The following is a 9,990-nucleotide window of genomic DNA, read 5'->3' as shown; positions in this document are numbered from 1 at the left end:
CCAGACCGTCAAAGATCTGCTGAACCCGTCAAGGATCTCTAGAACCCCTGCCGTCCAACATGTCTTGAACCTTTACACGGACACCTCGCCGGTGATCACGCCGATGCGGCGTTCGGCGATGCACCAGCCGATGCGGGCGAGGGCTTCGTTGTGGGCGCTGTGGCGGTGCAGCATGCCGGGGGCCAGGTCGCGGCCGAACGGCGTGCGCGAGAAACCGTAGTAGGAGATCAGGTTGTCCATCATCGGGGTTGGGCCTCTTCGCCGGTGAGTAGGTCGAGCTGGCCGGGGATCTGGTCGGCCCCAGTCAGGGCGGCGTAGTTGACGCCGCGGGCCAGTTCGGTCTGATGCGCGGTCTCGATCAGCCGCGCGTAGTCGACACCAGTGGGTTTCGGTGGTATCGACGGGGTTTCGGGTTTGGCCTTGGGGTGCGAGTGCCGCCCGATGTGGTGCGGGATCGCTAGCCCCATCGGCACGCCGGCCAGACGCACCTCGATGCGGGTCAAATCGAACGGGTCGAATACCAGCTCCACCTTGCGCCCAACCAGTGCGGGGTCGACCTCGTAGCTGTTGCCGTGCAACGAGACGGTCGCCGTCTTGGTGACGCGGCGGTGCTCCTCCCACAAAAACGCCTCGGTGAGCGCCTCCGGGGCGGGCAGGCCGACCGGGCCAGACGCGCACCAGCGGGCCAGCGGGGTCTGCCCGGTTTCGGAATGGACGGTGCGGTGGTAGACAGTTTCGACCCAGGCCGCAAAGAGCCGGTTCAATTCGGCCAGATCGGCGACGTGGTGGCGTCCGGCGACGTCGGGCTCGCCGGTGATCTCGACCAGGAACTGCTCACGCACGGTCCTGAAAAACCTCTCTATCTTCCCTCGCCCTTCCGGCCGATGCGGTGTCGAATGCACCAGGCGCACACCGAGTTTCGCGCACGCCCTCAACAACCACGTGTCTATATAGGCCGATCCGTTATCGACATACACGGCCTTGGGGACGCCGCGCGAAGCCAGCGCCGGGCGCAGTGCGGCGGCCAGCCGCACGGTGTCCTCGGCATACCCCCACCGATAGCCGGGCAGCAGCCGGGAATGATCATCCAAGAACGCGAATAAATAGGTTTTACGGGCCGCGATCGCGATGCCGTGCAGCGCATCCCCGGTCCACAGGTCGTTGGGGTGCTCAGCCTCGAACCGGCCGAACACCGGCGCCGACCCGCAACCGGTGCCGGCGGTCAGCCCCAACCGGTGGAAGTTGCGTTGCAGGGTCCGCTCATCGGGCGCCCAGCCCAACTGGGTGAGCAGGATCCGGCGGATCGCCGCGGCGGTGCGGGCGGGGTTCTCCCGACGCAGCGCCACCGCCAGCTCCAGCACTTCGGCCGGGGTGCGCGGCGTGCATTGGCGCGGGCTGGGCACCAGCGCATCGAACCCGCCGGCACGCCAGTCCCTAATCCACCGATCGATGGTCTGCCGCGAGATCCGCACCCGCCGCCCAAACGGGTCGGTGTGCTCGCGCGACGCCAACTCGCGCACTATCTTTCCCCGCTCCTTGGTGGAGTGCGCCGGCTCGGCGGCCTCCCGGATCAACTGGTACCGGAACAATCCGATCACCCGGGCCCGCTCGGCCCGCACCCTCGCCTCATCATCGCCGACCACCACCGGCCGCCTCCTTTGCTGTCTTTTAAACACACGACAGCGCACAGGATTACGGCCTCATCTGCCTTGGCGGCAGGGTCGACTCGTGTTGCACCCACTCCCCGGGCCAGCCCGACGCCAACAACCGGCCACCGGAGACCGCCACCGCGACTTCGGCCAGCGACACCTCGGGCAGCGCGAACCGGCGCTCGATCACGGACGAGGACGAAGAAGATATCGCCGATTGGTCCGTTGCCGAAGACCGCACGACCGACCCGCGACAAGACCGATGGATATTCAGTGACATACGGCGTTGCATGAGTGACGTACGCGAGATAGGCGACACCGGCCAGCAAGAACCCGAGAATGCAGGCCATCGCGGTGAGCACTCGACGTGCGTTGACGCCCTGCGGCTTTCGGAAGACGTCGACTGTATTTGGAAATCGCCTCAACCCCGGTCAATGACGAACCCCCGTTGGCGAACGAACGCAGCAAGGTCAGGATCGTGGCGCCCATCACCAAGCCGTTGCCCTGCTGTACCGGCACCGTTCCGGCCAGGTGATGCGGGTCGTACACCGGTAATTCCCAAAATATTTCGCGAATGACACCCACCACGATCGTCAGACTGATCATGGCGATGAAGGAGTAGGTCGCCACCGCGAACGGCATTCCCGCTTCCTTTAAGCCACGCAGGTTCAGGTAGCAGATGACAAGCACCACGCCAACCGTGATGGCTAGGCTGTAGGGACCCAACACCGGGATCGCCGACACCACCGCCACCGTTCCAGCCGCCGACTGCACTGCCACCGTGACCACATAGTCGATCAACAGTGCAGCGGCCGCGACCTGCGCGACCCGGGGTCCGAAATTCTCCCGCGCGCCAACGCCGCCAGCCCGGCCTGGGGCAGCAGTTCGATCAAGATCTGCTCCGGGCCGTATGCGGTCGATGAGATTGCGTCCGGTGAAAGTGCCCCAAGCGCAACGGGATTCGACAACTTCTCGGATGTCAGGTTCTCGGTAATCAGCGGCTTTCCCAGAAAGACGCGCTTGGCTATGTCCCCGACAGTCGCCGGGATACGCTGCTTGCCAGTCGAAGTTGTCACGACCACATTCTTTACCCGAGGTTGAGCGCTAAGGAAGCACTTGGCAACGCCTTCGATGCATTCTGCCGCCCGCCCCCTCCACGCGGGTGCGCAAGCTAAGCGAGGCGGCCGGCCGCGGCGGCGACGCGCTCGTCAGTGGCGGTCAGCGCAACCCGCACATGCTGTGCACCGCGCGGGCCGTAGAACTCGCCGGGCGCCACCAGGATGCCGCGCGTGGCCAACCACGGATGCTGTCCCGGCATGGCTCACCGCGGGTGGCCCACAAGTAGAGTCCTGCTTCCGAATAGTCGATAGCAAAACCGGCTGAGCGCAGCGCCGGCAACAGGGCCGCCCGCCGCCGCGCGTACCGCTCGCGCTGCAGCTTTTCGTGATCGTCGTCGTCCAGCGCGGCCACCATGGCAGCCTGCACCGGCGTCGGCACCATCATTCCTGGCATGTCTGCGTACTGCCAGCAGTTCGACGACCAGGGCGGGATCACCGGCGACGAAACCGGCCCGGTATCCCGCGAGCGACGAGCTCTTCGAGAGCGAGTGCAGCGCTAGCAGCCCGGTGTGGTCGCCATCGCAGATGGACGGATGCAGCACCGACAATGGCTCGGCATCCCAGCCCAATCCCAGGTAGCACTCGTCGGAAGCCACCACAACGCCACGATCGCGCGACCACCCCACCACCTTGCGCAGGTGTTCGGCGCCCAGCACGCGCCCGGTCGGGTTGCTCGGGGAGTTCAGATACACCAGTGTCACCGATTGCGGGCCCAACTGGGTCAGCGAGTCCGCGAGCAGCACCTGCGCTCCCGCCAGCCGGGCGCCGACGTCATACGTCGGATACGCCAGTTCCGGCGCCACGACCACATCCGCTGGGCCCAGGCCCAGCAGGGTCGGTAGCCAGGCGATGAGTTCTTTGCTACCGATCACCGGCAGCACGGCCGCCTTGGTCAGCCCGGTGATGCCGAAGCGGCGGTCAAGGGCAGCCACTGCCGCTTCACGCAGCCGCGCAGTACCGGCGGTTGCCGGATAGCCCGGCGCGGAACTGGCGGCCGCCAACGCCTCTCGGATCACCGGCGCAACCGGATCTACCGGAGTGCCGATGGACAAGTCGACGATGCCGTCCGGATGGGACCCGGCCAGCGCCTCCGCCTCGGCCGACGTGTCCCAAGGGAAATCCGGCAGGGAGGCCGACACTCCCCTGCGAGCGGGTGGTACCCCCAGTCGGCCCATCCCGGGCTTCTGCAGCACCGGCGCGCTCAGTCGCCTTCGCCCTGCGGTGGCAGATCCTTCACCACTTGGGGATCGTTCTCGGTCATGCCGACCTTGGCCGCACCACCCGGCGACCCCAGCTCAACGAAAAAGTCGGCGTTGATCTGCGTGTACTGGCTCCACTGTTCGGGCACATCGTCTTCGTAGTAGATCGCTTCGACAGGGCAGACCGGTTCACAAGCCCCACAGTCGACGCATTCATCGGGGTGGATGTAGAGCATCCGAGCACCCTCGTAGATGCAGTCGACCGGGCACTCCTCAATGCATGCCTTGTCCTTGATGTCGACGCAGGGTTCGGCAATTGTGTACGTCACGGACGTCTCCTCAAGGTGTCCTCCATGTAATGCCCCGTGTGGGCTGCCGTTCGCATTGTCGCGGCGGTTCTGGACCGCTTCCAGACAAAGCGTTTGATTACTGATACTAGACGTTGCACATACACGTCAACCACTTGGCACGCCCGTCAGACCGCAGTGCTATGCACCTAGTCGCACCTAGTCGCACAGCGGCGTGGTGTGCCATTTCTGCTGCCCGGATGGCACCGGCGTACGCGACCTTGGTGTCGCTGTGCGAACAGGCCGGCTCGGGCTACCAGTTACCCCCTGGTTGATCAAGTTCCTGTGGGAGTCCGATGCCCCAGAATTGGGGCGAGGAGGACTCGATTCATGGCACGTCGACGGCATACACCGGAGCAGGTGGTCCGCAAGCTTCGTGAGGGTGAACGGCTGCTCGGTGAGGGCAAAGACCTCGGGGAGGTCTGCCGGCATCTGGAGGTCAGTGAGCAGACCTGGCATCGCTGGCGAAATCAGTACGGCGGGATGAAAGCCGAAGACACCAAACGGCTCAAGGAGCTTGAGCGGGAGAATCAGCGGCTCAAGAAGCTGGTCGCCGAGCAGGCCCTCGACATCGACATGCTCAAGGAGATGAGCCGGGGAAACTGGTGAGCCCCGACCGTCGGCGGCGAGCGGTGGTGATGCTCGTCGAGCGGTTCGGGGTCTCGCAGCGGCGTGCCTGCCGGGTGGTCGGCCAACACCGCTCGGTGCAGCAGTATGGGCCGCAACGACCCGATGGCGTCGAACAGCGGCTGCGCGCCTGACTGCGGGAGATCGCCATCAGCCATCCGCGGTGGGGCTGGCGCAAGGCGCACGCCATCGCCAAGTCAGAAGGCCTCGTGGTCAATCCCAAACGCACGCACCGATTGTGGAAAGACGAACGGCTGCAACGTCCGTCGAAGACCCGCAAGCGGCTGCGCCTGGGCCACAGTGCGGCGCACCGGCGCATGGCGGCGGCCCGCCCCGATCACGTGTGGGCGCTGGACTACCAGCACGACCTCACCGTCGACGGCCGCCAGCTGCGTTTCCTCAACGTCATCGACGAGTTCACCCGCGAGGCGTTGGCGACACGGCCACGTCGGTCGTGGAACGCCGATCAGACCACCGGACTGCTCGACGAACTGATCATGACCACTGGCCGCAAGCCCGAACACATCCGAATGGACAACGGACCCGAACTGACCAGTCACGCCCTCGCCGACTGGGCCCGCTTCGGCTCGGTAGGCGCCGTGTTCATCCAACCCGGCGCACCGTGTTCGGGGGCATTCAGGTTGAGCACTTGGGGGTAGCGATCCGGCACTGACGGTGATCAGTTCGTCGGCCGGTCGTTTCTGCGTTTGGTCTTTGTGGTGTCGGGGCGGCACGGTGATCACGTCGTTGTGGGCGGCGGCCCTCCCGATGTCTCTGGGCGGAGTCTGCGGGAGGGCCGTCTTCGCGCTTGGAGGCGCAGTGGTCACGGTAGAGGCAGATGTCGATGTGGTCGAGCGCAGGCTGGCGGCGGGCGAGTTGAGCTGCCCGGCATGCAGCAGCGTGCTGGCGCGTTGGGGGTGGGCCAGGCCGCGACAGCTGCGCGGTCGGGACGGGTCGGTGCGGTTGTGTCCTCGCCGGTCGCGATGCACCGGCTGCGGGGTGACGCATGTGTTGTTGCCCGTGACCGCGTTGCTGCGCCGTGCCGACACTGCGGCGGTGATCGTGTCGGCGCTGGCTGCCAAGGCGTTGCGGCGGCGGGTGGGGTTTCGCCGGATCGCGGCCGACTTGGCCCGTCCGGTGGAGACGGTGCGGGGCTGGCTGCGTCGCTTCGCCGAGCGGGCCGAGGCGGTGCGGTCAATGTTCACGGTCTGGTTGCGCGCGGTGGACCCCGATCCGGTGATGCCTGAGCCGGCCGGCGGGGTGGTCGCCGATGCGGTGACGGTGATCGCCGCGGTCGCGGGCCCATTTCGATGATCGACCCGACATATCACGTGATCGAGGACCCCGCGAAGGCCGGCAGGCCCGGGGACTCCGGGGAATCCGGGCAACGCAGCGAAACGTAATCTTTTGGCCGGATATCGGGCTGACCCGAGGGGTGTAAATGGCCGAAAGCCGGGCAGTTAGATTCGTTAACTAGTGGGCGGTGTACGTCATGCCCGCGGTCGACGGAAAGGACAGCTGTGAAGCGACTGGCAGCCGTGTTGGTGTCCGTGTTGGGTTTCGCATTCACCGCCAATGGTTACCGGGCGCTGACTAAGCGCCCGTACGGCTCGGTTTTCGCGTCGGAACTTCCAATGCAATCGCTCGGCGTCCAGGTCACGGCGCTGGCGGCGGTGGCTGGGGCTGCTGGGCTTGCGCCACGTCGGGCGAAAGGCCGACGAACCGCTGACCGCTGCGCTCGATGCCGGCCTGGGTCCCGAGCGTCGCACCGAGTCGGGCGATCTATGGAAGCGGCCCGCGCCCGCAGGTGCGACCGCGAAGAAACCTGGCGTGGGACGAATGCTGCGGATCTACCGTGACTACGCGCATGACGGCGATATCAGTTACGGGGAGTGCGGCTCCAGGAACCATCTCGACATCTGCTCCGGTCCAGGTCGGGCCAGTGGGGCGTCGGCAACGTCGGAACGGTGGCGCTTCGCCATTTCGTCGGTAACCCTGCGTACGAGGTGGTCGGCGTGCTCTGTAATCGTCCGGAAAAAGTTGGCAAGGATGCCGGTGAGCTCGTCGGCGCCGCGCCGATCGGTGTGCTTGCGACCACCGACAAGGAAGCCATCGAAGCGCTTGACGCCGATTGCGTGTTCTATGCGCCACTTTGGTCCGATCCCGAAGAGGTCTGCCGTCTGCTGCGCGGGGGCAAGAACGTCGTCGCCTCGGGTGGCGCATGGTGGTATCGAACCGAACACAGCAAGGCGGATATCGACAAGATCGACGCAGCGTGTCACGAGGGCGGTACTTCGTTCCACGCAGGTGGTATCAATCCTGGCTTTGCCGGAGACCTGCTCGTGCTGACGCTGGCCCGAATCGTCAGCCGGATCGACGCTATCCACATCTACGAGGTGGTGAATTTCGGCAAGGACACTTTGAAGTACCTGCACGAGATGGGGATGGGGAGCGATCCCGAAGAGTTTCTGGCCGGACCGAATCTCCTGGGGAACGCATGGCCGTTGTTCGCCCAGTCGATGGCCATGGTGGCGGACGGATTCGGCAAGACGGTCGACAAGTACACAACGGATGTAGAGTTAGGGACGGCCACGCGCGACATCCGGTACGAAGGGGGGCCGACCAGCGACATGCCAGGCTTTAAGGGCGTGATCAAGAAGGGAACAGTCGCCTCACAGCATCACAAGTGGACGACTTGGGTGGACAACAAGACCTTCATCACATTCCACGAGATGTACACGATGGACGAATACAATGCCATTGAGCCGCAGCCTGATTGGGGCGGTCACTATCACTATCGCATCGTGATCGAGGGCGACGAACCCACCGAGCTGATCCTCCAAGCGCCTCCGGATGCGCAGGGCAACTACCCGAAGCCGGGCTACACCTGGACCGCGATGGGCCCCGCGAACGCGATTCCAGCCGTTTGTGACGCCCCGCCTGGATTCCTCACCCATAAGGAGCTCGGGCTTGTGCCGCTGCGCGGCCTGGTGCGCTTGTAGCGATTACAAAACCGCTGGGCCCGAATCAGCCGGGAGACGGCGGGAGGATCCCGCGAATCCGGGCCGTGAGCCACGAGGCCACCGCTCAGGTTTTGCGCGCCGTCAATGAGCTTGCGGACCAGGAGGGTTCTCGCTCCGGCGGGTATTTCGTGCGGGCAGTGGGGGCGATGAAGCCACGTCATCCTTGCGGTCGGGGTCGCTGTCACCTCGGTGCCGGCGGTGTCAAAAATCTTCGCCGACCTGAAAATCCTGGACACACGGTTCAGGCAAGACGACTCTGCATCCGTGGCAGATGTTCTGGCACCTTTTCGCAACGGTGGCCTACTTCATCCTCGGGCTCAAGCTTGTTCCACGCGTCATCAAGCGCATCAACACTTCTCGCTGGAATGTCTTTGCGCGGCAGTCGCCCACCGGCTACCCCATAGCGGTCCTGCTGGCATACTGCGCAGTTGTCGGAGCCCTCGACGTCAACCTCGTCTTCGCGGCGTTCCTCGCAGGTTTTGCCGTCGCGCATAGGAAGCGCAGGATCTTCGCCGACGCGCTCGAGGCAATCGGCAAAGTCTCCTTCGCCTTCTTCATTCCCATCTACTTCGCGATCGTCGGCCTGAAGCTGGATCTCATCCGCGGCGTCTCGGTATGGATGATCGTCATCTTCATTGTCGGCACCTGCGCGATCAAAGTGATGTCGGTATCGCTCGCCGGGCGGTTCGCGGGTTTCCGGGGACTTGACCTGATCAACCTTGCGATCACCACCAACGCCCGCGGTGGCCCCGGCATCGTTTTGGCCAATGTCGCCTTCGACGCCGGCATCATCAGCTCAAAGTTCTACACCACACAGGTAATCGCAGCCGTGCTCACCTCCCAGTTCGCCGGTACTTGGCTCGACTACGTCATGCGTAAAGGCTGGCGGGACTGTCTGAACAACGGTGGATCTGATCTTGGTCTGTCACGCCGAGCGTGAGCTTGGCGGGAAGGACTGACGATGTCAGAAACACTCGATCCTGTGGCGATGGAACTGGATCAACGGCAGCTCGCTGAGCAGCTGCTGGCGCAGGCAAAAGAACAGGGTGTCGAGCTGGTCGGCCCGAACGGGCTGCTGAATCAGTTGACCAAGAACGTGCTGGAGACCGCGCTGGATGCCGAGATGGCCGAGCACCTGGGCTATGACAAGCACGACCCTGCCGGGCGCGGCAGCGGGAACTCCCGCAACGACACCAGGGCCAAGACGGTGCTCACCGAGATCGGCGCCGTCGAGATCGAAGTGCCTCGCGACACCAACAGCAGCTTCGAGCCGCAGATTGTCAAGAAGCGTCAGCGTCGGCTGACGGGTATCGACGAGATCGTATTGTCACTCACGGCAAAGGGATTGACCACCGGTGAGGTCGCTGCCCACTTCGCCGACGTCTACGGCGCCACGGTATCCAAGGACACGATCTCGCGGATCACCGACAAGGTAGTCGCCGAGATGACCGACTGGTGTAACCGGCCACTGGTGCCCGGGCGGATTCCACTCATCGTTGCGAATCAGTGAAGTGTGTACTGACGCTCCCATCGTCGCAGAAGTTCGGTCGGGGTGTTGTCCTTGAGGCACAGTCGTGGGCGGTCGTTGAGTTCATCGGCGATCTGCCGGAGTTGGCCGTCGTCCCAGATGCTGAGGTCGGTGCCCTTTGGTAAGTATTGGCGTACAAGCCCATTGGCGTTCTCATTACTTCCGCGTTGCCAAGGTGAGTGTGGGTCGGCGAAGTAGATCTTCAGCCCTGTCGCCGCCTCGATACGTTTGTGATGAAACATCTCGTTGCCCTGGTCCCAAGTCAGGGTCCGGCGCAGTTTGACCGGCATTTGGGTGAACGTTGCGATCAGGGCATCCCCGACATGCTGTGCCGAATGTCCATTCGGCAGTCGAATCAGCAGTGTTAGACGCATCTTTCGTTCCACCAGCGTTGCGACCGCCGACCGCTGCTGGGCGCCGACGATGTAGGGGTCGGACCGGGGCGCGGTGCCGGGATTGCTCCTGGCCCGTTTCCCCGGCCCGCCCTCCGCACCGGACG

Annotated in this window: 8 protein-coding genes and 6 pseudogenes; 7 read left to right on the top strand and 7 right to left on the bottom strand. The window is 64.5% G+C overall.

Annotation, left to right across the window (positions count from 1 at the left end):
* Nucleotides 1-81: 81 nt before the first annotated feature.
* The 6 genes and pseudogenes from BST44_RS28145 to fdxA form a co-directional block, all read right to left on the bottom strand.
* Nucleotides 82-243, bottom strand: a pseudogene (locus tag BST44_RS28145) (ExeA family protein); the annotation flags it as partial.
* Nucleotides 240-1,646, bottom strand: a complete 1,407-nt coding sequence (locus tag BST44_RS28140; protein ID WP_007168461.1) for a DDE-type integrase/transposase/recombinase — start codon at nucleotides 1,644-1,646, stop codon at nucleotides 240-242. The pseudogene BST44_RS28145 and the gene BST44_RS28140, both read right to left, overlap by 4 nt.
* 46 nt (nucleotides 1,647-1,692) lie before the next feature.
* A pseudogene (locus BST44_RS30585) lies at nucleotides 1,693-1,845 on the bottom strand (hypothetical protein); the annotation flags it as partial.
* Nucleotides 1,838-2,725 (bottom strand): annotated as a pseudogene (locus tag BST44_RS28135) (APC family permease); the annotation flags it as partial. The pseudogenes BST44_RS30585 and BST44_RS28135, both read right to left, overlap by 8 nt.
* A 95-nt stretch (nucleotides 2,726-2,820) precedes the next feature.
* A pseudogene (gene dapC / locus BST44_RS28130) lies at nucleotides 2,821-3,906 on the bottom strand (succinyldiaminopimelate transaminase).
* Nucleotides 3,907-3,968: 62 nt separating this feature from the next.
* Nucleotides 3,969-4,295 carry a ferredoxin gene (gene fdxA / locus BST44_RS28125; protein WP_007168467.1) on the bottom strand — a complete coding sequence of 109 codons (327 nt, stop codon included), beginning with the start codon at nucleotides 4,293-4,295 and terminating at the stop codon, nucleotides 3,969-3,971.
* A gap of 348 nt (nucleotides 4,296-4,643) precedes the next feature.
* Here fdxA and BST44_RS28120 point away from each other — a divergent pair, with 348 nt between their 5' ends.
* The 7 genes and pseudogenes from BST44_RS28120 to BST44_RS28090 all read left to right on the top strand — a co-directional run.
* Nucleotides 4,644-4,922 carry a transposase gene (locus BST44_RS28120; protein ID WP_007168468.1) on the top strand — a complete coding sequence of 93 codons (279 nt, stop codon included), beginning with the start codon at nucleotides 4,644-4,646 and terminating at the stop codon, nucleotides 4,920-4,922.
* Entirely contained in the window at nucleotides 4,919-5,074 is a 156-nt protein-coding gene (locus tag BST44_RS30235) for a hypothetical protein (protein ID WP_154074411.1), read from the top strand. Before BST44_RS28120 ends, BST44_RS30235 begins: the two co-directional genes overlap by 4 nt.
* Nucleotides 5,075-5,149: 75 nt before the next feature.
* Nucleotides 5,150-5,599, top strand: coding sequence for a DDE-type integrase/transposase/recombinase (locus tag BST44_RS28115; RefSeq protein ID WP_007168470.1), 450 nt, complete (start codon nucleotides 5,150-5,152; stop codon nucleotides 5,597-5,599).
* A 403-nt stretch (nucleotides 5,600-6,002) separates the two neighbouring features.
* Nucleotides 6,003-6,236 (top strand): annotated as a pseudogene (locus BST44_RS30580) (hypothetical protein); the annotation flags it as partial.
* A 596-nt stretch (nucleotides 6,237-6,832) separates the two neighbouring features.
* Complete coding sequence (locus tag BST44_RS28100; protein WP_007168472.1) at nucleotides 6,833-7,942, top strand: NAD(P)H-dependent amine dehydrogenase family protein; 1,110 nt, start codon at nucleotides 6,833-6,835, stop codon at nucleotides 7,940-7,942.
* A gap of 292 nt (nucleotides 7,943-8,234) precedes the next feature.
* A complete protein-coding gene (locus tag BST44_RS28095) occupies nucleotides 8,235-8,903 on the top strand; it encodes a cation:proton antiporter (RefSeq protein ID WP_007168473.1) in 669 nt (222 codons plus the stop codon).
* Nucleotides 8,904-8,951: 48 nt separating this feature from the next.
* Nucleotides 8,952-9,434, top strand: a pseudogene (locus tag BST44_RS28090) (transposase); the annotation flags it as partial.
* A gap of 32 nt (nucleotides 9,435-9,466) precedes the next feature.
* Here the strand turns inward: BST44_RS28090 and BST44_RS28085 are convergent.
* Nucleotides 9,467-9,990: IS30 family transposase (locus BST44_RS28085; RefSeq protein ID WP_244184972.1), on the bottom strand; the 524-nt coding region annotated here is incomplete at its 5' end.

The sequence above is a fragment of the Mycobacterium scrofulaceum genome (genome assembly GCF_002086735.1).
In the GTDB taxonomy this organism is placed as follows: Bacteria; Actinomycetota; Actinomycetes; order Mycobacteriales; family Mycobacteriaceae; genus Mycobacterium; species Mycobacterium scrofulaceum.
This window is presented reverse-complemented; position numbering and strand designations above follow the sequence as displayed.

Excerpts from the sequence above, each read along its gene's own strand:
- BST44_RS28120 (WP_007168468.1), top strand. The coding sequence starts at position 4,644 with ATGGCACGTCGACGGCATACACCGGAGCAGGTGGTCCGCAAGCTTCGT.
- BST44_RS28095 (WP_007168473.1), top strand. The coding sequence starts at position 8,235 with ATGTTCTGGCACCTTTTCGCAACGGTGGCCTACTTCATCCTCGGGCTC.